Origin of the sequence: Bacillus sp. ZY-1-1, from assembly GCF_003047165.1 — a bacterium.
GTDB classification, from domain to species: domain Bacteria; phylum Bacillota; class Bacilli; order Bacillales; family Bacillaceae; genus Bacillus; species Bacillus velezensis.
In genome coordinates, this window is sequence record NZ_CP027061.1 from 2055035 (window position 1) to 2079082 (window position 24048).

General features: G+C 43.5%; 32 protein-coding genes. 11 read left to right on the forward strand and 21 right to left on the reverse strand.

Annotated features, from left to right (window positions below):
• Positions 1-155: 155 nt before the first annotated feature.
• Positions 156-1574, reverse strand: a complete 1419-nt coding sequence (locus tag C5I45_RS10415) for an alanine/glycine:cation symporter family protein (protein ID WP_003153955.1) — start codon at positions 1572-1574, stop codon at positions 156-158.
• 376 nt (positions 1575-1950) lie between these two features.
• Between C5I45_RS10415 and C5I45_RS10420 the strand changes: the two genes are divergently transcribed.
• On the forward strand, positions 1951-2304 hold the full coding sequence (locus tag C5I45_RS10420) for a hypothetical protein (protein WP_003153956.1): 354 nt from the start codon (positions 1951-1953) through the stop codon (positions 2302-2304).
• Between the two features lie 24 nt (positions 2305-2328).
• Positions 2329-2454 (forward strand): hypothetical protein, encoded by a 126-nt coding sequence (locus C5I45_RS20115; RefSeq protein ID WP_003153957.1) that lies wholly within the window; start codon positions 2329-2331, stop codon positions 2452-2454.
• Positions 2455-2505: 51 nt separating this feature from the next.
• Here the strand turns inward: C5I45_RS20115 and parC are convergent, their stop codons facing one another.
• From parC to C5I45_RS10435, 3 genes are all read right to left on the reverse strand, one after another.
• A complete protein-coding gene (parC, locus tag C5I45_RS10425) occupies positions 2506-4929 on the reverse strand; it encodes a DNA topoisomerase IV subunit A (RefSeq protein ID WP_025851071.1) in 2424 nt (807 codons plus the stop codon).
• Between the two features lie 2 nt (positions 4930-4931).
• The gene (parE, locus tag C5I45_RS10430; protein WP_025851072.1) at positions 4932-6899 is read right to left on the reverse strand and encodes a DNA topoisomerase IV subunit B; all 1968 of its coding nucleotides are present in this window, start codon (positions 6897-6899) and stop codon (positions 4932-4934) included.
• A 423-nt stretch (positions 6900-7322) separates the two neighbouring features.
• Positions 7323-7730 carry a CoA-binding protein gene (locus C5I45_RS10435; RefSeq protein WP_007410316.1) on the reverse strand — a complete coding sequence of 136 codons (408 nt, stop codon included), beginning with the start codon at positions 7728-7730 and terminating at the stop codon, positions 7323-7325.
• Positions 7731-7881: 151 nt separating this feature from the next.
• Between C5I45_RS10435 and plsY the strand changes: the two genes are divergently transcribed.
• Both plsY and C5I45_RS10445 read left to right on the forward strand, forming a co-directional pair.
• Complete coding sequence (plsY, locus tag C5I45_RS10440; RefSeq protein WP_003153964.1) at positions 7882-8463, forward strand: glycerol-3-phosphate 1-O-acyltransferase PlsY; 582 nt, start codon at positions 7882-7884, stop codon at positions 8461-8463.
• Between the two features lie 88 nt (positions 8464-8551).
• Positions 8552-8839, forward strand: coding sequence for a HesB/YadR/YfhF family protein (locus C5I45_RS10445; RefSeq protein ID WP_003153966.1), 288 nt, complete (start codon positions 8552-8554; stop codon positions 8837-8839).
• A gap of 31 nt (positions 8840-8870) precedes the next feature.
• Here the strand turns inward: C5I45_RS10445 and C5I45_RS10450 are convergent, their stop codons facing one another.
• The 7 genes from C5I45_RS10450 to acnA form a co-directional block, all read right to left on the reverse strand.
• Positions 8871-9170, reverse strand: a complete 300-nt coding sequence (locus C5I45_RS10450; protein WP_003153968.1) for a hypothetical protein — start codon at positions 9168-9170, stop codon at positions 8871-8873.
• A gap of 15 nt (positions 9171-9185) precedes the next feature.
• Positions 9186-9602: a YbgC/FadM family acyl-CoA thioesterase gene (locus C5I45_RS10455; protein ID WP_003153973.1), complete on the reverse strand. Its 417-nt coding sequence runs from the start codon at positions 9600-9602 to the stop codon at positions 9186-9188.
• Between the two features lie 86 nt (positions 9603-9688).
• Positions 9689-9931 carry a small acid-soluble spore protein Tlp gene (gene tlp, locus C5I45_RS10460; RefSeq protein WP_003153975.1) on the reverse strand — a complete coding sequence of 81 codons (243 nt, stop codon included), beginning with the start codon at positions 9929-9931 and terminating at the stop codon, positions 9689-9691.
• 24 nt (positions 9932-9955) lie between these two features.
• Positions 9956-10102, reverse strand: coding sequence for an acid-soluble spore protein N (locus tag C5I45_RS10465; RefSeq protein WP_003153977.1), 147 nt, complete (start codon positions 10100-10102; stop codon positions 9956-9958).
• Between the two features lie 63 nt (positions 10103-10165).
• Complete coding sequence (locus C5I45_RS10470; RefSeq protein WP_012117651.1) at positions 10166-10291, reverse strand: FbpB family small basic protein; 126 nt, start codon at positions 10289-10291, stop codon at positions 10166-10168.
• Between the two features lie 78 nt (positions 10292-10369).
• Positions 10370-10879: a TlpA family protein disulfide reductase gene (locus tag C5I45_RS10475; protein WP_107994382.1), complete on the reverse strand. Its 510-nt coding sequence runs from the start codon at positions 10877-10879 to the stop codon at positions 10370-10372.
• Positions 10880-10940: 61 nt separating this feature from the next.
• Complete coding sequence (acnA, locus tag C5I45_RS10480; protein WP_014305071.1) at positions 10941-13667, reverse strand: aconitate hydratase AcnA; 2727 nt, start codon at positions 13665-13667, stop codon at positions 10941-10943.
• 230 nt (positions 13668-13897) lie between these two features.
• On the opposite strand from acnA, the gene sspO reads away from it, so the two are divergent.
• From sspO to C5I45_RS10500, 4 genes are all read left to right on the forward strand, one after another.
• Positions 13898-14044, forward strand: a complete 147-nt coding sequence (sspO, locus tag C5I45_RS10485; protein ID WP_003153982.1) for a small acid-soluble spore protein SspO — start codon at positions 13898-13900, stop codon at positions 14042-14044.
• 29 nt (positions 14045-14073) lie between these two features.
• On the forward strand, positions 14074-14220 hold the full coding sequence (locus tag C5I45_RS10490) for a small acid-soluble spore protein P (protein WP_003153984.1): 147 nt from the start codon (positions 14074-14076) through the stop codon (positions 14218-14220).
• Positions 14221-14314: 94 nt separating this feature from the next.
• Positions 14315-14686 (forward strand): Hsp20/alpha crystallin family protein, encoded by a 372-nt coding sequence (locus tag C5I45_RS10495; RefSeq protein WP_003153985.1) that lies wholly within the window; start codon positions 14315-14317, stop codon positions 14684-14686.
• Positions 14687-14919: 233 nt separating this feature from the next.
• The gene (locus C5I45_RS10500) at positions 14920-15348 is read left to right on the forward strand and encodes a DUF2621 domain-containing protein (RefSeq protein WP_003153987.1); all 429 of its coding nucleotides are present in this window, start codon (positions 14920-14922) and stop codon (positions 15346-15348) included.
• 27 nt (positions 15349-15375) lie between these two features.
• Here C5I45_RS10500 and C5I45_RS10505 read toward each other — a convergent pair whose 3' ends face one another.
• The 3 genes from C5I45_RS10505 to C5I45_RS10515 form a co-directional block, all read right to left on the reverse strand.
• A complete protein-coding gene (locus C5I45_RS10505; RefSeq protein ID WP_088005392.1) occupies positions 15376-15867 on the reverse strand; it encodes a CcdC family protein in 492 nt (163 codons plus the stop codon).
• 79 nt (positions 15868-15946) lie between these two features.
• Positions 15947-16309 carry a response regulator gene (locus tag C5I45_RS10510; RefSeq protein WP_007410327.1) on the reverse strand — a complete coding sequence of 121 codons (363 nt, stop codon included), beginning with the start codon at positions 16307-16309 and terminating at the stop codon, positions 15947-15949.
• 84 nt (positions 16310-16393) lie between these two features.
• On the reverse strand, positions 16394-17101 hold the full coding sequence (locus C5I45_RS10515) for a cytochrome c biogenesis protein CcdA (protein WP_088037157.1): 708 nt from the start codon (positions 17099-17101) through the stop codon (positions 16394-16396).
• 201 nt (positions 17102-17302) lie between these two features.
• Here C5I45_RS10515 and C5I45_RS10520 point away from each other — a divergent pair, with 201 nt between their 5' ends.
• The gene (locus C5I45_RS10520) at positions 17303-17476 is read left to right on the forward strand and encodes an aspartyl-phosphate phosphatase Spo0E family protein (RefSeq protein WP_012117647.1); all 174 of its coding nucleotides are present in this window, start codon (positions 17303-17305) and stop codon (positions 17474-17476) included.
• Between the two features lie 73 nt (positions 17477-17549).
• On the opposite strand, the gene C5I45_RS10525 is transcribed toward C5I45_RS10520, so the two are convergent.
• The 6 genes from C5I45_RS10525 to yneA form a co-directional block, all read right to left on the reverse strand.
• Positions 17550-17768, reverse strand: coding sequence for a YneF family protein (locus C5I45_RS10525; protein WP_003153994.1), 219 nt, complete (start codon positions 17766-17768; stop codon positions 17550-17552).
• An 85-nt stretch (positions 17769-17853) separates the two neighbouring features.
• Complete coding sequence (sirA, locus tag C5I45_RS10530) at positions 17854-18300, reverse strand: sporulation inhibitor of replication protein SirA (RefSeq protein ID WP_003153995.1); 447 nt, start codon at positions 18298-18300, stop codon at positions 17854-17856.
• Between the two features lie 151 nt (positions 18301-18451).
• Positions 18452-20455 (reverse strand): transketolase, encoded by a 2004-nt coding sequence (tkt, locus tag C5I45_RS10535; RefSeq protein ID WP_025851089.1) that lies wholly within the window; start codon positions 20453-20455, stop codon positions 18452-18454.
• A 166-nt stretch (positions 20456-20621) separates the two neighbouring features.
• Entirely contained in the window at positions 20622-20855 is a 234-nt protein-coding gene (locus C5I45_RS10540) for a DUF896 domain-containing protein (protein WP_003153997.1), read from the reverse strand.
• A 68-nt stretch (positions 20856-20923) separates the two neighbouring features.
• Positions 20924-21574 carry a YneB family resolvase-like protein gene (locus C5I45_RS10545; RefSeq protein WP_003153998.1) on the reverse strand — a complete coding sequence of 217 codons (651 nt, stop codon included), beginning with the start codon at positions 21572-21574 and terminating at the stop codon, positions 20924-20926.
• Between the two features lie 15 nt (positions 21575-21589).
• The gene (gene yneA, locus C5I45_RS10550) at positions 21590-21901 is read right to left on the reverse strand and encodes a cell division suppressor protein YneA (protein ID WP_003154001.1); all 312 of its coding nucleotides are present in this window, start codon (positions 21899-21901) and stop codon (positions 21590-21592) included.
• Between the two features lie 156 nt (positions 21902-22057).
• On the opposite strand from yneA, the gene lexA reads away from it, so the two are divergent.
• On the forward strand, positions 22058-22678 hold the full coding sequence (gene lexA / locus C5I45_RS10555; RefSeq protein ID WP_003154004.1) for a transcriptional repressor LexA: 621 nt from the start codon (positions 22058-22060) through the stop codon (positions 22676-22678).
• Positions 22679-23017: 339 nt separating this feature from the next.
• On the opposite strand, the gene C5I45_RS10560 is transcribed toward lexA, so the two are convergent.
• The gene (locus C5I45_RS10560; RefSeq protein WP_025851092.1) at positions 23018-23446 is read right to left on the reverse strand and encodes a hypothetical protein; all 429 of its coding nucleotides are present in this window, start codon (positions 23444-23446) and stop codon (positions 23018-23020) included.
• A 141-nt stretch (positions 23447-23587) separates the two neighbouring features.
• On the opposite strand from C5I45_RS10560, the gene C5I45_RS10565 reads away from it, so the two are divergent.
• Positions 23588-24037, forward strand: coding sequence for a YndM family protein (locus C5I45_RS10565; protein WP_015388182.1), 450 nt, complete (start codon positions 23588-23590; stop codon positions 24035-24037).
• The last annotated feature ends 11 nt before the right edge of the window (positions 24038-24048 follow it).

The window sequence follows — 24048 nt, forward strand, 5'->3', positions numbered from 1 at the left end:
AGTTAAACTTTATATGAAAGCACTTACATATACAAGATAAAAATACAATAAATTCAAAAAAATCTGTTTTCAGTAAAAATAACCCGGTTTTTCACATAAAAAACCCCTCACAACAAAATGTAAGGGGGTTTTTTGAAAATTGTATGCATGTTTCCTCAGTTAGCAGTCTTACGTTCAGGGCTTGTACCTTCTTCTTCCGCCCATGTTTCGATATGCTTGAGCTCCGGAGTATTCTCGGCTTTGAATACGGGATCAAGACCTTTTTTGCGCTGAGCGGCATAATCCTTATAGATCTTGTAGGCTACATTACTCAGCAGTAAGATTGCCACTAAGTTAATGAGAGCCAAGAGTCCCATAAACAAGTTTGCCATGTCCCAGACGATCTGGAAGTCAGCCAAACATCCGTATACCACCATCACTACGACGAATACGCGGTAAATATTAAGCCATGTTTTGCTTGTTTTAATAAATTCAATATTCGTTTCACCATAGTAATAGTTGCCGACGACTGAGCTGAATGCGAATAAAAACATCGCAATCGCAATAAATGTCGGCGCCCATCCGCCGAGATGGTGCTGCAGTGCGGCTTGCGTCACTTGGATGCCGTCGCCTTTAGGCGTAACGCTGTACAATAAAATGATAAAAGCAGTCGATGTACAAACGATAAACGTATCAAAGAACACGCCGAGGGTCTGAATTAATCCCTGCTTAGCCGGATGCGACACATGTGCAGCCGCTGCGGCATTCGGCGCGCTTCCCATTCCCGCTTCGTTTGAAAACAGGCCGCGCTGCGCTCCGATAATAATGATGCTTCCTAAGCTTCCGCCGACGATCTGCTCAAGACCGAACGCATTTTTCACAATCGTAACAAGCAGCTCAGGTACCGCCGAAATATTTACAATCACGACATACAGCGCGATCAGAATATACATTCCCGCCATAACCGGAACGATTAATTGCGAGACGGAAACAACACGCTTCAGACCGCCGAATATAATGAAAGCCGTTAATACAGCTAAAATGATTGCGATAACTGTTTTATTCACATGGAATGCTTCGTCAAACGCCACAGAAATCGTATTTGACTGCACCGCGTTAAAGATAAGTCCGAAAGAAACGGTAATCAATACGGCGAATAAAATACCGAGCCAGCGGGCGCCCAGTCCCTTTGCCATGTAATATGCCGGACCGCCGCGGAATTCGTCACCGGAACGCACTTTATACAGCTGCGCCAAGGTGCTTTCCACAAAGCTGGAAGCCATACCGACAATCGCTACGATCCACATCCAAAATACTGCGCCGGGACCGCCTGTTGCAATCGCCAGCGCGACGCCGGTCAAGTTTCCGGTTCCGACACGAGAAGCGGCTGAGATAAAGAATGCCTGCATTGAAGACACTCCTTTATTTCCTTGCGGCTTCTCCCCGACGATTCTGAACATTTCAAAAAAGTACTGGAATTGAATAAAGCGAAAACGGAACGTAAAGTACAATCCGATCCCGACTAAAATATAAACAAGATACTTCCAAATAAAATCATTTGGAACATTTATGATTTCACTGATGAAAGCCTCCATGTTTAACCTCCCTTTTACATATCTTTTACTGTCATTTTTGCTGTATATGTTAGATCTTTTAACACAACGGGTATTATTATATCACAACAACAGTGGTTGAGAAGTTTTTTTAAGAAAATGTTTCGGTTTCTTCATCACATCTTTTGCTGTCATGCCCCGTTTTTTATCATACAGCCTGAAAAATGTTGTCACGTTATAAGGAATGCGTGCATATCATAACAAATAGGTCTTTAAGAAAAAAGAGATGAAAAGATGGATGGAATGGTATATACTTAACCAGGATAATATTTTTTTAAATTTAATAAATGTGTTTACTTTACATTTAAATTAGGGTATTATAATAAAAATATTCAGACTTATGAAGGGAGGAGAACATTTGAAAAAAATCTTGTTTTTAAAAGCTTCTATTTTATTTTTAGCGATTGCAAGCTTTCATTTGCTCTCCATTCCCCATGCGTTTGATACCGCTCATCATTTTAAAGCGGTAGCCGACCAGCAGGAAATGCACGAAATGAAGGCCGGCCAAAATGCTGATGATGAGAAAAAATCGCTGACGGGCTCATATATCTTGACGGCGCTTTTTGCCGCTTCTGTCTCACTGATCGTGATATCAGACAGGAGACGCCCCGCTTCCCGGAGAAGACAGCGAAAGAAAAGCTTTTTAATCGCTAAATTTTATCAGTCCTCGTATTTCGATGAACTTCATGTTCAACATCGCCTATCTATGTAACATAAAATGAGGAGGTTGTTAAACATGTTGTTTATCTTACGAATGGTGATTTTAGGGTTGTTTTCATTCACTGCATTGAATTTATTTGTATGGCAGGGAATCGAAGTCATTCACGCTATCACTGACTTATTCGGCAGCCATGAAAGCTAAATAGTAAAACCTCCGCTCAATGAGCGGAGGTTTTTTATTTTATTTTTACTCTTAAACATCGTATGCAGGGATACGCCATACATCTGTTACCGGCCCTGTCTCATCTTCATCGGTAAAGAAGGAGCCGTTGCTGTATCGGTCATTCGCCCGCAAGGACTTCACGGCGATTTCGATTCTCTCGCCTTTTTCTGTTTCCGCAGTGATCATGTCAGCCAAAGCGCACGCAAATACGCCGACTGCCCGATGCGGGTTCTTTTTAAGCTCACGCAGCATGACGACACCGCGTTTCGCCCTGGATGTTTTTTCGAATTCAGATAGGTTCATCCGTTTGATTGCTCCCCGCTGTGTGACGAGGACAAGCGAATCTGTTTCATGCAGGATTTGCCCTGATACGACGGTATCACCGTCTTTTAAATTTATGCCCTTTACGCCGGCCGCACGGGCACCGACTACATTTACTTCATCTTCACCGAACCATAAACCGTACCCGAGGCGGGTGGCGATAAACAGCTGGCTGCCGCCGTCTGTGACATGAACATCAATCAGCTCATCATCCCCTTTAAGGTTAAGGGCAACAAGCGCTTTCGAGTAACGCTGCGCTTTGTAATGCGTCATTTCAGTTCTCTTCACCATACCGTTTTTCGTCATGAACAATAAATATGAAGATGGATCAAATTCTTTTACCGGTATAGCTTTCACGATGGTTTCATCACGGTCAATCGTGATGATGTTCGTTACGTGCTGCCCCATGTCTTTCCACCTGATATCGGGAAGCTGGTGAACCGGACAATAAACATAGCTTCCCTTATTGGTAAAGAGCAGAAGAACATCCGTTGTATTCATTTCAAATTGGTGAATCAGCCTGTCAGTATCCTTCATACCGAAATCCTGGCCGTTAGAAGCGGCAAATGACCGCTGGCTTGTTCGTTTTACATAGCCGTCTTTTGTGACTGTCACATATACGTCCTCAGAGGCAACCATGACTTCAAGATTGATTTTAATTTCCTCAATCTTTTCTTCAATGACAGACCGTCTGCTGTCAGCATAGGTCTTTTTCAATTTTTTCAGGCTGCTTGTAATGACTTTTAACAGCTTTTTATCATGACTTAAAATGGCTTCGAGCTCCTGAATTTTCTTACTGAGCTCTTCCGCTTCCTCTTTTAGCGCCGTAATATCCGTGTTTGTCAGACGATACAGCTGCAAGGATACGATCGCTTCGGCCTGCGGCTCCGTAAATGCGAATTTAGAAATTAAGTTTTGTTTCGCATCTTTCTTGTCGCTGCTTGCCCGGATGACCGCTATGACCTCATCTAACACGGACAGTGCCTTCATCAGTCCTTCAACGATGTGATGCCGCTCTTTTGCTTTTTGTAATTCAAAGACGGAGCGGTTTGTCACCACTTCCTTCTGATGGGAAATATACGCATCCAGGATGGCCGTAAGACTCATCAGCATCGGCCGGCGGTTATGTATGGCGACCATATTAAAGTTATATGTTGTCTGCAGATCAGTGTTTTTATATAAGAAATTCAGGATGCCTTTTGCATCGGCTTCTTTCTTTAACTCAACGACCACCCGAAGCCCCGTGCGGTCAGTTTCATCCCTGACTTCAGAAATGCCTTCGACTTTTTTGTCTATGCGGTATTCGTCCATTTTCTTAACGAGATTGGCTTTGTTTACTTCAAACGGAATTTCTGTAATGACGATCTGCTCCCGTCCGCCTCTTACGGATTCCACTTCAGCCTTGCCGCGGATAATAATTTTGCCTTTACCGGTTTCATAAGCCTTCCGAATGCCGTCGACTCCTTGAATAATGCCTCCTGTCGGAAAGTCAGGCCCTTTAATCACCTGCATCAAGTCATCGACGGTGCAATCCGGAGATTCAATCCGTTTAATGACGGCATCAATGACCTCACCCAGATGATGAGGGGGAATATCAGTCGCATAGCCCGCTGAAATCCCGGTTGATCCGTTAACAAGCAAGTTAGGGAACATGGCGGGCAAAACAACCGGCTCTTTACTGGTGTCATCAAAGTTCGGAACGAATTCAACCGTATTTTTATCAATATCACGCAAAAGCTCTGACGCGATAGAAGATAATCTCGCTTCCGTATAACGCATGGCAGCCGGCGGATCACCGTCAATGCTTCCGTTGTTGCCGTGCATCTCAATCAGCACATTCCGCACTTTCCAATCCTGGCTCATCCGCACCATCGCTTCATAAACGGAGCTGTCACCGTGCGGATGATAATTACCGATAACGTTTCCGACCGTTTTTGCCGCTTTACGGAAATTTTTATCGAATGTATTTCCGTCTGCGTGCATGGCGTATAAAATTCTCCGCTGCACCGGCTTTAAACCGTCACGAGCGTCGGGCAGCGCCCTGTCTTGAATAATATATTTACTGTAGCGTCCGAAACGGTCGCCGATTACTTCTTCTAACGGTAAATCATGAAATAATTCTGGCTGTGCCACTATTAAACCTCCTCAGCGACCGACAAGTTTTCATTTTCCAAAATATTGCTTTCCTCATCTAATCCGAAGGCAACATTCTTTTCAATCCATTTTCTTCTCGGTTCTACTTTGTCTCCCATTAATGTCGTTACACGGCGCTCTACCCGTGCCGCATCGTCGATCTTGACTCTGACGAGCGTTCGCGATTCGGGATTCATCGTCGTTTCCCAGAGCTGGTCTGCGTTCATTTCTCCCAGACCTTTATAGCGCTGGATGGTATATCCTTTGCCGACTTTCTTTAAAACGCCGTCCATTTCTTCGTCGGACCAAGCATATTCAATAATCTCTTTCTTGCCGCTTCCTTTGCTCACTTTGTAAAGAGGCGGAAGGGCGATGAAAACTTTTCCGTGCTCGATTAAAGGTTTCATATAGCGGTAGAAAAACGTTAACAGCAAGACTTGAATGTGCGCGCCGTCGGTATCCGCGTCCGTCATGATGATGATCTTGTCATAGTTGATGTCCTCTATATCAAAATCTGCGCCGACACCGCCGCCGATCGCATGAATAATCGTATTGATTTCTTCATTTTTGAAGATGTCTGCTAGCTTTGCTTTCTCTGTGTTGATGACCTTTCCGCGAAGGGGCAGCACGGCTTGGAATTTCCGGTCTCTTCCCTGTTTTGCAGAACCTCCAGCAGAGTCTCCCTCCACCAGATACAATTCATTCTTCGCCGGATTTCTGGAACCGGCCGGTGTGAGTTTTCCGCTCAGCGTCGCTTCTGATTTTTTGCGCTTTTTGCCGCTTCTCGCTTCTTCTCTCGCTTTACGGGCCGCTTCACGGGCCTGGCTTGCTTTAATCGCTTTTTTGACAAGCAGGGTTGCCGTATCGCGGTTTTCTTCCAAGAAATAAGCAAGATTCTCAGAAATGACGGCATCTGCGGCGGATCTCGCCTCACTTGTGCCGAGCTTTCCTTTCGTCTGGCCTTCAAATTGCAGCAGTTCCTCCGGGATACGGACGGAAATGATTGCGGACAAACCTTCCCTGATATCGGCGCCTTCAAGGTTCTTGTCTTTCTCTTTTAAAAGGGCGACCTTTCGCGCATACTCGTTAAACGCTCTTGTCATTGCCGTTTTGGCTCCTGATTCGTGGGTGCCGCCGTCCTTTGTTCTGACGTTATTAACGAATGACAGCATATTTTCTGAATACCCGTCATTAAACTGAAACGCGAAATCGACTTCAATGTCATGATGCTCGCCTTCAAAGGAAACGACTTCGCATAAAGCGTCTTTTTCCTCGTTTAAATAAGCGACAAATGCTTCAATTCCGTTCTCATAATAAAATACTTCTTTTACGCCGTTCCGTTCATCAATTAATTCTATTTTCAAACCTTTTAACAAGAAAGCCGATTCGCGCAGACGTTCTGACAGCGTGTCAAAATTATAAACCGTTGCGCTGAACATTGACGGATCAGGTTTAAAATGGGTAAGCGTTCCCGTTTTTTTGGTCGTTCCGATTTTTTCAAGTGAAGTCACGGGCTTGCCGCCGTTTTCAAACCGCTGTTTATAAACATATCCGTCACGCTCAATAGTAACTGTCAGCCACTCCGATAATGCGTTTACGACAGATGCGCCGACACCATGCAGACCGCCGCTTGTTTTATAGCCGCCCTGTCCGAATTTCCCCCCGGCATGCAGCACAGTGAAAATAACTTCCGGCGTCGGCTTTCCGAGCTTATGCATCCCGGTCGGCATTCCGCGTCCTCTATCCTGAACGGAGATGCTGTTGTCCTTATGTATCGTTACGATAATATGATCTCCGTAGCCGGCAAGAACTTCATCGACGGAATTGTCGACGATCTCATATACCAGATGGTGCAGGCCGCGTGCGTCCGTCGAACCGATGTACATTCCCGGTCGTTTTCTGACGGCTTCCAGGCCTTCAAGCACCTGTATGGCATCTTCGTTGTAATCAAATTGCTGTTTTCTAGCCAAACGTACAAACCCCTTTCAAAAAACCTGCTCTTAATCATTCTCTTTTTTAAATGTTTTCATGTCTTTGTTTTTCAGTATGCGCAAGCTTCGGTCCAATTCTCCTCGGACTCACAATTATAACCAATATGCTTGATTTCGCAACATATTTAAGCGAATGGCTCGTTTTTTAGGCCGCAAGACATACATTCGAACGGCTTTTCATCTTTTTGGTGCCCTTTTCGGCAGATAAGAACATGAGTTCGCTTTCTATTATATAGCTTTATGCCGGCCATCGCAAACAGACTGCAAACCCCTGTATAAAGGGGTTTCAAAAAAAGCTGTTCATGCTTTATTGTATCTGTTTCATCATCATACGCAAAGAGTATTCTTTCAATAAAAAAGCAAAAACCCCTGATTTGCCAAGGATTTTTGCCTTTTTTGTTCCTATTTTATAACAGCGCGGGCGACTTTTATACATAAATCCATTACAGCCGTCCGTCCTTTGTCTGTAATCATGCGATACGCTTCTTCATTTGCAAGACCCTGCTGCGCCCAAAAAACGGGAGCGTCCGTCTGTAAAAATTCTTCAGCAACGCCGGGAAGCTGCTCAGAGCGTCTGAACACATTCACGATATCAATCGGTCCCTCCACGTCTTTTAATGAAGCAACGGCTTTAACGCCAAGCGCCTCATCAATCGTTGGGTTGACGGGAATAATTTCATACCCTTCATCCTGCATCGCTTTGGAAACCATGTAAGAAGTCCGGTCGGGACGGTCTGACAGCCCGACGACTGCGATCCGTTTGCTCCGGTCCAGAATTTCTTTAATCTCTGATTTTGAAGGATTTTGCATCTTTACCATCTCCTTTTGATATATTGTACATGACCGCTTCGCCGGAATCAAAAAAAGCGATTTGTCAGCTTAATTCTCAAAAAACTTGTCATCAGACGGTAACAACTCGTGTTAAAATAGAGTGAAGGGACATTGAAAAGGAGAAATGTAGATGTTGATTGCTTTATTGATTATTTTGGCCTATGCAATAGGCAGCATCCCGTCAGGTTTAGTCGTAGGCAAACTTGCGAAAGGGATCGATATTAGAGAACACGGAAGCGGCAATTTGGGCGCTACAAATGCTTTTCGCACGCTTGGCGTTAAAGCGGGATCTGTCGTCGTCGCAGCCGATATTTTAAAAGGCACCCTGGCCGCGGCGCTCCCATATTTACTGCACGTCCCCATTCATCCTCTTCTCGCAGGGGTGGCAGCAGTGATCGGCCATGTATTCCCCGTGTTCGCAAAGTTTAAGGGAGGCAAAGCCGTAGCCACATCAGGGGGCGTCCTGCTGTTTTATGCTCCGCTGTTATTCGTTACGATGGTTGCAGTATTTTTCGTATTTTTATTCCTTACGAAATTTGTTTCTCTGTCTTCAATGTTAACAGGGATTTATACGATTATTTACTGTCTGTTTGTAAAAGACCCTTATTTATTAATCGTAGTGACGCTCTTGACCGCGTTTGTTATCTACAGACACAGGGCAAACATCAAACGGATTATAAACAAAACAGAACCGAAGATCAAATGGTTTTGATGAAACTTCAATTTTGACATCAAAATGCCATATTCGTTTATAATAGAGATAATTTCTTTATATGAGAAACAAAAAGGGAGTGTTCCGGATGAACATGAAAGTAACGAAAGGCGCGCTGGATTGGTACAAAGAAGAGCTCGATCTGGAAACAGGCGACCATGTCCGTTTCTTTGTCCGTTACGGGGGATGCAGCAACGTTCAGAAAGGCTTTTCTCTCGGCATTTTAAAAGACCTGCCGATGAACATCGGCACCAGCACGGAAGTTGAAGGCATTACCTTTTTTATTGAAGAAAGCGACTTATGGTACTTTGATAATCACGATTTGTCAGTCACATATTCAGATCAGGCAGAAGAGCCGGTATTTGATTACGTGTAAAAAAAAGAACGCAGCGGATGCGTTCTTTTTTTTACAGCCTGAACCTTTTTAGGTGATCAGTCAGACGTTCTTTTTCTAATATGCTTCTTTGCGTTTCTCCGAGCAGGTCAAAGTGGGGAAATTCATTTTTATGGTGAATCCACTCCGGCTTCAGCCCGTACTCCGCTCCCCATCTGATCAGTTTATTGAGATCGCTTGAACCGGCCTTCGTCACGGTCTTAGCCTCCGGAAAGCGGTCGTCCAGCCAGTAATGCGTTAAAAAAGCGATTTTCCCTTCCGATACATCCCGCTTCCATCTTTCCAGTTCCTTACGCGTAATTCCAAATGCCATAAGTGCAGCCGCTCCTTATTTTTTTGCCTTTTCGTAAGCGGCATGCCAATCAGGAAAAGCCTTGCGAAACTGAATCGGTTTGAAGCTCTCTTTATCAACGCATATATGAGAGGATGTCGCTTTGATGGCAAGTTCTTGATCCGGATTATAGATGTGGTAGCCGTAAACGGTTTTAAATCCGTTATATTCTTCAATCCAAGTATGTACGACAGCCGTTTCACCGTAGCGGAGCGGCTTTTTATAAGAAATGCTGATATCCAATACAGGGGACAGCACTCCTCTATCTTCCATATCCTTGTAAAGGAATCCGAGTTCCTTAATCAGCGCCGTTCTGCCGACCTCCATCCAGACTAAGTAATTGGCATGATAGACGATGCCCATTTGATCTGTTTCCGCATAACGCACTTCTATTTCTTTTTTTGACACATGCAACGTTCTCTGCTCCCTTTTTATCAGATTAGCCCCATTTTATCACAACGAGCCGGAAAGAGAAAAAAACCAGGTTTCCCTGGTTTTTATTATGATTGATAGCCGTTTTCTCTTGCAGCCGATTCATCCTGAATTTCACTGCGGAACGATTCAATGCTTTCATTGCGTCTGGCATTCTTTTCTTGAATGCGCTGTTTTTCCTCATCTGTCGCAAATTCCATTGATTCTTTCGCTTCTTCTATATTTTCAATTGTATTCTGCACCATATCCTGCAGCTTTTCAACGTTATCGGAACGGTCATCCGGATTCGGTTTTTGATCATTGTTTGTCATAATGTCTGCTCTCCTTTGATGATGTTATTCGCCTTTCGTCTGCATGACAATCGGATGTCCGTTTGACTTGTCATGAAACTTTTCCCCTTTGTTGCGTTTATATTTAACGGGTTTTGTCCCTAAGTGGCTCGGAGCGTATTGCGGCTGGCCGTCTTTCTTGTTTATGCCCATGTTCATCCCTCCTTAAGAGTATATTTTGCAAAAGGAGGTGCAAACATGACTGCAAATTAAAGGTTATTTTTGTTTGAACCGCTGCTCCAGCTTTTCTTCAAGCTGATTCAAATATTCCGTATTGGTCATCAGCTCACGTTTATTTTCCATAACCAATTCATGAAAAGAACGTTTTCGCATTTTTTTCAATCTTCTCACCTCCGTGTTTTCATTCATTTTTTCCAATTTTTCAAAACCTAAGCCCTTCACAATAAAAAAACTGAACCTCTATTTGAGATCCAGTTTTTCTTTCATTTCTTTTTTTGTCATCGTGCCTACGCGAATGTGCTGAATGGTTCCTTTTTCGTCTAATATGCATGTTGTCGGATAAGAAAGCACGTTGAAATCCCCGTTAATTCCGCTTTTGTCAATCAGAATAGGAAAGGTCAGCTGATAATGATCAGCAAATGATTTCACAGCCTGTATATTTTTTTCAGAAGACGTAAAATTAACGGCTGCTACCGCAATATCAGGATATTCTTTCTGCAGCTCCTGCATAGCGGGCATTTCCATTCGGCACGGCTTGCACCACGTCGCCCAGAAATTGAGAAGCACTTTTTTTCCTTTATAATCAGAAAGGGAGATACTTTTTCCTGACAATGTATCAAGTGTAAAGTCAGGGGCTTTCATCCCTTCTTCTGTCCCTTCTTTCGGACTTTTTTGCACAGAATAAATGTTCCAGCCCGCATATACTAACAACCCGATAAGTAACATTCCGCCCAGCCATTTCGCAAGCATCTTAAGGCCTCCCGCATAAAAAGAGAGAAAGCAGACTGCTTTCTCTCCTTTGTTCATTCTGCTACTGTTTCATTTTATCGCGAAGCACCATTTGTAAAATGCCGCCGTGGCGATAGTAATCAATTTCCACTTCACTGTCAAAACGGACAACGACTTCAAACGTTTTTACCGTACCGTCTTCACTGATTGCTCTGACAGTCAGCAAGTCGCGCGGACGTACAGATTCATCAACATCCACCTCGATGACTTCCTTACCGGTTAAGCCGAGTGTATCCGCGTTTTCACCCTGTTTGAACTGAAGCGGCAGCACACCCATGAAGACGAGGTTGCTTCTGTGAATTCTTTCAAAGCTTTCGGCAATAACTGTTCTGATGCCGAGCAGGTTTGTTCCTTTTGCAGCCCAGTCACGTGAAGAGCCCATTCCGTAATCTTTTCCGGCCAGGACGACAAGACCCGTTTTATCTTCTTTATACCGCATGCAGGCATCATAAATAGATGTCACTTCCCCGGTAGGCCAATGTGTTGTGTAGCCGCCTTCTGTACCCGGTGCGATTTGGTTTTTAATGCGGATATTGGCGAATGTTCCTCTCATCATGACTTCATGGTTTCCGCGGCGTGAGCCGTAAGAGTTAAAGTCACGAGGAGAAACGCCTTTTTCCTGCAGGTATTTGCCCGCCGGTGTGTCTTTTCCGATCGCTCCAGCCGGAGAAATGTGGTCAGTCGTCACGGAATCGCCGAATTTGCCGACAACGCGAAGTCCTCTTAAAGGCTCAACTTTTCCCGGCTCTACAGACATTTCCTCAAAGAACGGCGGGTTTTGAATGTAAGTGGAATCCTGGTCCCACTTATACAGCGCTTCATCCGTCGTTTCGATTTCGTTCCAGCGCTGGTTGTCGTCAAATACCGTTTCATACTCTTTGCGGAATAATTCCGGCGTAACAGTCTGTTTGACGAGAGAATTGATTTCATCCATGGACGGCCAGATGTCATCGAAATAAACATTTTGTCCGTTATTTCCGACACCGATCGGGTCCGTTTTCAGGTTGATGTTTACAGTGCCCGCCAATGCGTATGCGACAACAAGCGGCGGTGACGCAAGGTAGTTTCCTTTAACAAGCGGATGGATCCGGCCTTCAAAGTTTCTGTTACCCGACAGGACAGAAGTGATCAAGAGATCATTTTTAGCAACCGCTTCTTCAATCTCTGGAGAAAGCGGGCCGGAGTTCCCGATACATGTCGTACAGCCATACCCCACAAGGTTAAAGCCGAGCTCCTTCATGTAAGGAAGCAGACCTGAGTTGACTAAGTATCCAGTAACAACCTTAGACCCCGGTGCAAGTGAAGTCTTCACATAATTCGGCACTTTCAAGCCTAATTCTACCGCTTTTTTGGCTACCAATCCGGCACCGATTAATACATAAGGGTTTGATGTATTCGTACAGCTTGTAATAGCGGCGATTGCAATCGCCCCTGTTTTCATAACCGCATCTTCACCGCTGTTAAGTTTAAATGAAATTTCTTTGTTCTCTTCAGCAGCATCCGCTCCGAATCCTTGGTTGCCGGCCGGGCTGACAAGATGTTTTTTAAACGTTTCCTGCATAACGGAAAGCGGGATTAAATCCTGCGGACGTTTCGGGCCTGAAAGGTTCGCTTCGATTTTTGACAGATCAATTTCCACAACGTCTGTAAAAATCGGCTCTTCCGCGTCAGGCGTATAGAATAAACCGTTGCTGCGGCAGTATGCTTCCACAATATCGATCTGCTCTTCTTCACGGCCGGTCAGACGCAGGTAAGAAAGTGCTTCCTCGTCAACCGGGAAGAATCCGCAAGTCGCTCCGTATTCCGGCGCCATATTGGCAATAGTCGCCCGATCCGCAAGCGGAAGCTCAGCAACACCAGGACCGAAGAATTCAACAAATTTATTGACTACGCCTTTTTCACGCAGCACTTGAGTGACTTTCAGCGCCAAGTCAGTCGCCGTCGTTCCGTTAGGCAATTTTCCGACAAGTTTCGCGCCGATGACCTCAGGAACAGGGAAATATGAAGGCTGGCCGAGCATTCCCGCTTCCGCTTCAATACCGCCGACACCCCAGCCGAGGACGCCGATTCCGTTAATCATTGTTGTATGGGAATCAGTTCCCACCAAAGTATCAGGATAGGTCACAAGTTCTCCGTCTTCCTCTTTCGTATGGACAACACTTGCCAAAAACTCAAGGTTTACCTGGTGAACGATACCTGTTGCAGGCGGAACGGCCTGATAATTGTTAAACGCTTTCTTTGCCCAGCTTAAAAATTTATAACGTTCTGCATTTCTTTCGAATTCTAAGTCCATATTAATGGCTAACGCATCTTCCGTACCGGCTTTGTCAACTTGTACGGAGTGGTCAATGACCAGGTCAACCGGAATTTCAGGATTGATTTTATCAGGGTCTCCGCCGACAGAGGCCATGGCTTTTCTTAAAGATGCCAGGTCAACTACGGCCGGAACGCCGGTAAAGTCCTGCAGAATAACCCGTGACGGTTTAAACGGCACATCGATATCTTTTAATTCAGCAGTACCCCATCTTGCTAAATTTTCAACATGTTCTTTTGTAATGACGCGTCCGTCTACCTGACGCAAAACGGATTCCAAAAGAACCTTAATAGAATAAGGAAGTTTTGAAACATTGCCGACCCCTGCGTCTTCCAATGCTTTTAATGAATAGTAGTTGTATGTTTTCCCATTTGAAGAAAATGTTTTTCTTGCTTGGAAAACGTCTTGTGTTGCGACTTTTTGCTGATTTGTCATTCTCCAAAATCCCCCTTCAATGATCAAGATCGTTCTTTAGATGAATGTTCACATTCCATCACAATTTTCTCACAATTTCATCTTAGTATAAAATCATACATAAGTAAATATCAATGTTTTTATTAAATACAATAAGATCGTCTTATGAGAATATTTTCGGTAAATTTTGTCCGATTTTCCGCCTCATACAACGGGCTGTAAAGAGCCATATTAATGTTGAGGTGATGATCATGGTAAAACGGAAAGCCAATCATGTAATTAACGGCATGAATGATGCGAAAAGCCAAGGCAAAGGCGCGGGTTATATAGAAAATGACCAGCTCGTCCTGACGGAAGAAGAACGGCAGAACAATAAAAAAAGAAAAACAAACCAATAGCCGGAACACCTTAAAAAGGAGGCTTTAACATGACAAATAAAAATACGAGTAAAGATATGCATAAAAATGCTCCGAAGGGCCATAACCCCGGCCAGCCGGAACCGCTGAGCGGAAGCAAAAAAGTGAAAAACCGCAACCATACAAGACAAAAACATAATACAAGCCACGATATGTAAAACAGACCCCGGTGTCTGTTTTTTTGTGCCATTCACCCATTTAAAGCTTCTGCATACGTTATAGCAAGGCTTTTTAATATGGAGGAATGCTTCCATGAATCACTCAAAAAACGCTGAAGAATTTGATGATACGGAAGAATGGCTGCGGCAGTTTTACGAGGACCCGTATGCTTGGTATGACGAGACGCTGCCGATCGATCTATATGAAACAAGCCGTCAGTATATCATTGAAGCCGACCTGACGGCCCTGAAGCAGGTGCAGGCGATCACCGTCACTCTTTCGGGAAATGAGTTTATGCTCTCTGTTAAAACGCTTGAACGGACATTAAACAAACAAATGGTGCTTCCTTTTTATCTGAATGACAAACATATTTTCACTGATTTCACCAACCATATTCTGACCGTCTCCATGAACAAGGAGCCTAATGAGACTCCTGCCTCATTTTCCTTTCAATTTCCTCTATAACATAAAAAAGCCGCTTTCATCCCTCAATGGAAGCGGCTTTTTTGTCCGGTCATATCAGTCATATACCCTCAAAGTGAATCTCCCATGGCCAAATAGCAGAATCACTATACGATAGAATATGTTCTAGCAACCGAATTGACTGGACATCTATCATTTTTTCTATTCTTTTTTTCATGTGTTCTTCTATTCTGTCTTCGTTTACAATATGGTTAAAGTAAGGAGGAGATAGAACAATGCTAGAAGGCTGGTTTATGTGGTTTATTTTATTTTGGGTCATCGTGATGATCGGATTGCTGTCTATCGGCGGATTTTTTATGTTCCGAAAATTTTTAAAACGCTTACCGAAAGAAGACGGCCGGTCAGAACTGGATTGGCAGGACTATTATATTGAAAAAAGCAGGCACTTATGGAATGCGGGTGACAAGGCGTTTTTGGATGAATTGGTCGCTCCCGTGCCGGAGCTCTTTCGGGATGTAGCCAAAGCGAAAATCGCCGGAAAAATCGGTGAACTTTCCTTAGCGGAGGAAGCGGAACAAATAAATCGTGATTTAATCATCAGGGGTTACATACTGGCCACTCCTAAGCGTGATCATCAATTTTTAAAAAAGCATCTCCGCGAAAAACAGATTGATCTTACTCCTTATCAGGCCCTGCTCAAATAAAAAACCTTTCCGGCGGACGGAAAGGTTTTAATTCATCTGAATATCAGCGGTCTTCAGTTCATTCGAAAGTTTGCGGTAAGACATAAACATCGCGATGCGCCACGGGACAATCATTCCGAAAGCCAGAATCCAAAACATTCCGCTTAAAGCTCCGTAATCAATCGTCGTGCTCAAAATGGATTTCATAGCGATTCTGATAACCAGCAAACCAATCAGGATAAACACAAACGCTTTTGACCGTTTTAAATAGATTTCATTATTTTTAATCTCAAATTTAGATGTTTTAATCAGAAAAATAGAGAAGATCACGCCCAGCGTAATGGCCTCCAAAAATTCTTCGCCCGTCACTCTGAAAATCGGAAAAAGGAACATAAGCGCTCCCGTACTCATGAAAATCGGCGGGAGAATTATTTTTTTAGGTGAAGCGGGCTTGTCGGAGGCTTTAATCCTGACGATCATCACGGAAATTGCCATGGCCGCTGCAATAACGGATGAAATTATAATCATCATCTTTATCATTCCTTTGCTTGCACGGAGTTTGATACTATATACTATACTCCAAAAACATAAAAAAAACCAATTTGAAAAGAGAACACGTTTACGTTCCCGTTACCCGGCCTACGGCCTCCAGCACTTTAGATGCTTCAAACGGTTTAACGATAAAGTCTTTAGCGCCTAATTCAATCGCTTCCAGAACGATCCGCTGCTGCCGCATGGCGGTGCACATGATGATCCGGGCTTTCGGGTCAAAAGCTAAAATATCCTGCAGCGCCTGTATACCGTTTTTGACCGGCATGGTAATATCCATTGTCACCAGGTCGGGACGGATTTTTTGATATACTGCCAGGGCTTCCTCCCCGTCAGCCGCTTCCCCGGCCACTGTGTAATTCGCCGATTCCAGAATCTCTCTGATTTTCACCCTCATGAACTTGGCGTCATCTACAACTAAAACTCGTGTCATATTCCCCTCCACATATTTAACATTAACTAGTCTTATTGTACCAAAAACGAAAGGGTATATAATAGTTCAAAAGTTATTAATCCGTTACAGACCCGTAAATCCTCCGAAAAGATTTGACAGAACGATCAGAATGTAGCTCATCCAGTTAAAAAACAGCATAACTCCGATCAGAATCATAAGAATGCCGCCGATTTTCATGATAAGCAGCTGATGCTTGCGAATCCAATTCATTCTGGTAATAAAAAATGAAAGAATAAGAAAAGGAATCGCAAAACCGAGAACATATAAAAACATATACGGCACTGCTGAAGAAGGATTTGTATTTGCCAGCGAAAACACGGCTCCTAAAATAGGCCCGCTGCACGGCGACCAGCCGGCTGCAAACGCAAGACCGATCAGAACCGAACCGATAAACCCCTCCGGACGGCGCTTAAAGTGAATGCGCCGCTCTTTCATCATGAATTTCGGCTGAAACACACCGGCAGTAATCAGCCCGAAAAGGATCAGCATGATAGCGCCAAACTGGCGGATCGCTTCATGATATTGGGTAAAAAAACTGCCGATAAACGAAGTTCCATATCCCAATGCGATAAAAATCACGGAGAAGCCAAGCAAAAAACAAAGTGTATGCACGAGGCCACGCTTTTGCAGCATCACCTTTTCTGTTTTCACCTCGTCCATACTGACACCAGTTATGTAAGATAAAAAGGCGGGGTACAACGGCAGACAGCATGGAGAAATGAAAGACAGAAATCCGGCCCCAAACGTCAGAAAGTAATTAAAACTCACGATGACACACTCCCTTCGAGTTATGACAAAATCATTTCATTTTTTTAACACTTTCCCGAGAAGGATTACTTTTTATAGAAAAAGCTTATATAATTTAATTTGACATCGAGATATTATACTCCTTCTTATTTGAAAAACAGTATAAATGTGGATATAATAATAGCGACTCAGGTGAAAGATTTATGTATGAAAGGATATATCCCTGTGATTAGAGAGCATCTATTAAATGAAATTGAAAAAAAACGGGCAGAGCTGCTTAAAATCGTCATGACAAACGGAATGACATCAAACATTACGATAGAACTCAGCCAGGAGCTTGACCACCTTCTCATACAATACCAAAAAGAACTGCACACCGGCAGTTGGGGTGAAACATGACGCCAAAATAAAAAACCCTCTCCGGGTTTTTTATTTTTATAACCATGTATCTCTATATCATAATCTGTACGTATTATTTCGCTTGATTATTCATGGCTTTCATCATTTGATTAATTTTCTTTTGAGAAGGTTTCATTCCCATTTGCATCATCATCATGCGTAACATTTGTTCATTAATAGGCGGATTCTTTTTCAAATAGCTCATCATATATTTACGAGCAATAAAAAACCCGAGTGCAACACCTATGAGCAATGCGACAACGCCCACTAGGATGCCAACCCATAAAGTCATTTTATTTCCTCCTTCATGTTGTCTAGTTTAAAGTGTACTAAACCAAAGGCTATTATACAACATTTACATCTCTTTTTCCTCGTTTTTAGACAAAATTTCTTTCCCTGACCGGATTTAACCACCCGTAGCGCCGTGTCTTGAAATCCATTGCAAGAAAACAGGGGCTGATTTTACGCAGAATCTCAAAGAAAATCGTTTCCGCCTCATAATCTCCCGAAGCCGCAATCTCAATTAAACTGTCTTTCATCATGAAGGTGGCGCGGCCCTTTTCTCCGGGCAGTGTAAGCCGGTAAATGGAATCCAAACGGCTGTAACTCATTCGGTTTAAATGCAGCTGGAGCCGCTGATGCATATGTATCACCGGAATCGGTTCCGTTATATATTGAACTTGCTTTTCTGTCATTTGATATTCCTGGGGTGTCAGATCTGTCCAATGATAGTCTCGAAACAACTCAAACATAGCCGTTTCCCGCCCGAAGTAGTGGTTCGCAAACTCATCCTTTATCAGGTGCGTATAGTAATGACGTTCCATTTCCTCATCCCCTTTTACAGCGCTTCGTTATTGCTTTCTATTATACAAAAGGAGAAAAGAAAGAATTGTCTATTACTGTTACGCCGCCCCTTCTATTTTTGTCGCATAAACAGGAAAAAGAGGATGATTTGACTCATCCTCTTTTGTCTCGTTATTTGTTTAGAAGTTTTTTCACGCGGTCAACTACGTTTTCTGCAGTAAACCCGTATTCTTTCATAATTGTTTCTCCCGGAGCTGAAGCACCGAAACGGTCAATTGCGAGAACGTCTCCTTCAAGACCGGTAAATTTGCCCCATCCGAAGCTTGAACCCATTTCGATCGCAAGACGTTTCGTCACATTCGGAGGAAGCACGCTGTTTTTGTACTCAGCCGATTGTTTTTCAAAGCGGTCCCAGCTCGGCATGCTGACTACAGATACGTGAATGTTTTCTTCAGCCAGTTTCGCTTGAGCTTCGATCGCAAGTCCGACTTCAGAGCCTGTCGCTAAAAGAAGGGCGTCCGGTGAATCGGTTTTTGCTTTGGAAACGGTATAAGCCCCTTTTTCCACGCCCGCATACGCTTCTTCAGCCTGCTGATCAATCGTCAGCAGGTTTTGGCGTGTCAATACAAGAGCTGTCGGATGATCTTGGCTTTGAACGGCAACCTTCCATGCAGCTGCGGTTTCATTTCCGTCAGCAGGTCTGATCACAGAAAGGTTAGGAAGTGCGCGTAAAGAAGCAAGCTGCTCAACCGGTTCGTGAGTCGGCCCGTCTTCTCCTACGGCAATACTGTCATGCGTGAATACATAAGTGACAGGGAGTCCCATCAATGATGCCAGACGAATGGCAGGTCTTAAATAATCAGAGAATACAAAGAATGTGCCGCCGAATACGCGGAGGCCGCCGTGAAGCGCCATTCCGTTTAATGCAGCGCCCATCGCAAATTCACGGACACCGAACCAGAAGTTTTTCCCGGCGTAGTCTTTGGCCGTGAAGTCTCCTCCATTTTTGATTGTCGTTTTATTTGAACCCGCAAGGTCAGCAGATCCCCCGACAAAGAAAGGAATTTTCTTGGCGATCCCGTTCAGCACCTCACCTGAAGATGCGCGGGAAGCAAGGCTGCTGCCTTTTTCATAAACGGGAACTTCCTGATCCCAGTCTTTAGGAAGCTCGCCTTTCATGCCGAGTGACAGCTGTTCAGCAAGCTCAGGATATTTTTCTTTATAAGCCGCGAACAGTTCATTCCATTCCTGTTCTTTTTTCGAGCCGGCTTCTTTTACAGCTTGATTGAAATGCCCGTATACTTCTTCCGGAACATAAAAATCTTCTTCAAACGTCCAAGCATACGCTTCTTTTGTCAGCTTGCTCTCTTCTAGTCCTAACGGAGCGCCGTGAACGCCGGATGTGCCCGCGCGGTTTGGAGATCCGAAACCGATCGTGGTTTTCACTTCAATCAAAGTCGGTTTTTTATCATTCTGGCGCGCTTTTTCAATTGCAGCCGTCAATTCAGCGATGTTGTTTCCGTCCTCAACATAAAGAACTTCCCAGTTCATTGCTTCAAAACGCTGCTTTACATTTTCAGAGAAAGAACGGTCTAAATCGCCGTCTAAGGAAATGTCATTAGAATCGTATAATACGATCAGGCGGCCTAATTCAAGATGGCCTGCAAGAGAAGCGGCTTCGGAAGAAATGCCTTCCATTAAATCGCCGTCTCCGCAAATACTGTATGTATAATGATCAACTACGTTGAATGAATCACGGTTATATGTCTCAGCCAGATGGCGTTCTGCAATTGCCATTCCCACTGCCATTGCAATCCCCTGTCCAAGCGGCCCGGTCGTTGCGTCTACTCCGGCTGTATGCCCGAACTCCGGATGTCCCGGTGTTTTGCTTCCCCATTGACGGAACTGTTTCAAGTCTTCAATGCTGAGGTCATATCCGCTTAAATGCAGCATGCTGTATAAAAGCATTGAACCGTGGCCTGCTGATAAAACAAAGCGGTCGCGGTTAAACCAGCCCGGATTCTGCGGATTTACATTCATAAATTTCGTCCACAGCGTGTATGCCATCGGAGCGGCTCCCATCGGCATGCCCGGATGTCCGGAATTCGCTTTTTCAATTGCGTCTATAGATAGTGTACGAATGGTGGCAACTGATTTCTTTTCAATTGTATCCATTATAATCCCCTTCCTTATTGTTGTACCTTTTCATCATAAAGCGATGCTGACTTTTTCTCAACTCTTTCAGCTTAAATTTGAGATAAACTTGTTGAAAATTGTCGTAAAGCACATCCTGATATTAGTATATACGAAAAAAGAATACGTATTGCCGTATTCTTTCTGTTTAGTGAAGATTATTTTTCTGTTGTTCTCTTTTTAATTTTTCAGGGGTGACATCGTTGCCTTCCGGATCAATCACTTTTACGCTCTTTAACGTATTTTTCATTGAGGAGCGGAATCCTTTCAAATACTCCTGGCGAAGCTTTTGCTGTTCAGCTTTTTCCTCATCCGTTATTGTGTTTGATTTAGCTTTTTGAGCCAATTCGTTAATTCTTGCGATTTTTTCTTTAGAAATCATAATAAGCTCCTTTGGTGCGTGTTGATTATATACTACTAAAACGCAGTCTTTTTTACAACTGATGCGCGTCAGCTGCCTTCTGTGTCTGCGGTATATTCCTGAAACCGCCGGTGAACCGTGGCTTTGGACACGTCATAGCCGAATCCTCTTAAGGTCGCTGCGATTTCTGCAAAGGTAAGCTTGTTGGCTCTCAGCCTGATAATTTCCGAAACCGGAACCTCTTTTTTTTCTTTTCCGCTGTTTTCATGTCTGTTTTTCAGATTCCGTTCAGGCTTGTAGCCGTTTTTCACGGCTCTTTTCATTCCCCGCCGGATTTTCATATTGTGAATTTTCCTCTGATATTCCTCAACAATACTGACGATTTCAAGTACCATCGAATCAGCTTCGGAAAGCTCCAGTTCACCTTTATGAGCCGTCGTATATATTTTAACGTTCTCCCTGTAAATACAATGCAAAAGCGCAATCTTGGCGTTTCCTCTTCCTAATCTCGTTTCGTCCTGCACCAATATCGCGTCAATATGTGATTTTTTAATTTCATCAAGCATTTCAAATACTCCGTCGCGGTCCATTTCGTAACCGCTGGCTTTCTCAGAAATGACTTTCACGACTTCCATGCCGTTTGCAGCAGCGATCTCACTGAGCTCCTCTTCCTGTCTTTTTAATGACGTTTGCTGCTGTTCTTTGTTTGTGCTTACGCGGGCATAAATGAGCGCCTTCATTTCTCTCTTTCCTCTCTAATTGACAATGGCCAGCTGATATACGGCCGGATGCTTCTTCTTAACCGGTAGAATAAGTTCGTCTCCGGGCTTTATATCAGCAGTTTGGAGATGATTATTCTCCGTCACCCACTCAATGAAATCTTCTTTATTAATGTGTTTCTTTTCTGCTACATGATCCGCAAGTGACCAGAGTGTATCGCCGTCCTGAACCTTTATTTTAACATATTGGCTGAGGGACTGATCATTTCCCGCACATGAAACAAGTAAAATAGCGGCACTTAAAATCGCAGTAAACAGCCCGACAAATATGATAGATTCTTTCGCCATGTAAACAACCTCCGATAAGAATGTTTGTTCGCTTTTTATATCTTTCAGTATATACGAACAAATGTTTCTGTCAATCGTTTTTTTCGAACCTATGTTTGTACTGTCAGGAAAATCATGCTATAATCTACTTAAAATCGACGTTTTGAGGTGCGAAATATGACGAAGCTATCAAAAAGGCAGCTTGATATCCTGCGTTTTATTAAAGAAGAGGTAAAAACGAAAGGATATCCGCCTTCTGTAAGAGAGATAGGAGAAGCAGTAGGACTGGCTTCCAGTTCAACCGTGCACGGCCATTTGGCGCGGCTGGAGACAAAAGGCCTGATCAGACGGGACCCTACGAAACCGAGGGCGATTGAGGTATTGGATGAAGAAGAAGTCCATATTCCGAAAAGCCAGGTCGTAAACGTTCCGGTCATCGGGAAAGTGACGGCGGGTATTCCGATTACGGCTGTTGAAAATATCGACGAGTATTTTCCGCTTCCTGACCGGATGGTTCCTCCGGGCGAACATGTCTTTATGTTAGAAATCATGGGAGAAAGTATGATTGACGCCGGCATTTTTGACAAAGATTACGTCATTGTCAAACAGCAGAACACGGCCAATAACGGAGAAATCGTCGTAGCTATGACCGAAGATGATGAAGCGACGGTCAAGCGCTTCTATAAAGAAGACAATTATGTGCGGCTGCAGCCGGAAAATCCGACGATGGAGCCGATTATCCTGCAAAACGTAAGCATTTTGGGGAAAGTGATCGGCGTATTCAGAGCCGTCCATTAATTCTATTAAACTTCATTTATCGTAAAAAACCCCTCTGTAAGGGGTTTTTTTGCATAAAAAAAGCAGATTCGCCCTGGCTTAAGAAACGAACCTGCTAAGGAGGAAAAACTTACATTCTTATTATCCGACATCACACTTTTGAAGTCAACTAATAATGTTTCCCTCAAGAAACTTTTCATCCATTTTTCAACTTTTTATATATTTGTGCGTGATGAATTTGCTTTTTTATCTTTTCTTTGGGCGGGCACGTCAAAAATTTATATATGAATATTTAGTACATAGTGCGATAAGTTAAATATAGATATAAAAAAACCCGCTGCCTTTAGCGAGTATCTATTTTCAATCAAAATGATAATATTCTACACCGTAGAACCCTTTAATATAGACGGGACCACAGACGTTTGAAGAACTTTCAACCAGAATCCTGTATTTGTGATACGGATCAATTGATTTTTTATCCTGGGCACTGAGGTTTAACCAGCTGCCGCTGTAGTTTTTAGAACTTAATGTATAAAAATTTCCGTTCAGCGCCATCCGCTGGAGTTTCATGCTTAAACCGCACGAAGAGTTGTTCATTATGGTGAACTTATATCCTAAAAAGTAATCGTCGGCAGCTACAGCACCCGGATTTTCAATATGAAACTCTTTTGCGTTTCCCTCCAAAGTGAAGCTTGTTTTTGATCCGAATTCAGTGGTAGCCGCTTTAGCTGAGTGTATTCCGCTAAAACATAATAAAAAAACAGCAATACACATCCAGTATTTTTTCATTTGCATCCCCCTTTTTACATATTTTAACTTGTGAATCCTGTGATGTCTATTCACATTTTACTTTATAACCACTATATACCAGTTTAAAAATTTGCGGATTGCTTACAATGAAGACTAAACGAAATAACGAAGGTGGTTCAAATGAAACACGTAATTGCTTTCGCTTCTAAAACGGCGCTCACACTTGCTTTACTGTACATTGTTCTGGATCTTATGTACCAAGTAACCTTTTTAAACGTTCTGTTTATTACAGTGATCTTAAGTTTAATCACTTATTTTGCGGGTGATTGCATGATTCTGCCGAGAACAAGCAATTTCACAGCCGTTGCAGCTGATTTCGGAATTTCATTCATTATATTATGGATATTCCTGATGAACATTGGCGGGTTTAATGTCTCTCCTGCCGCGGCAGCGGTTATCTCTGCACTTTGCATTTCTGTTTTTGAGGCATTTTTTCACCGGTATTTGCAGCAATATGTACTTCCCGAAGATTATAAGGACACAACAGAGACGGATAGCACGCTATGGAGCTATCAAACCGAGGCGTCTGAAGAATTAGTGCCGGAAAAAGACCCTCAGGAAAAAACATAAAAAGGAGGCAA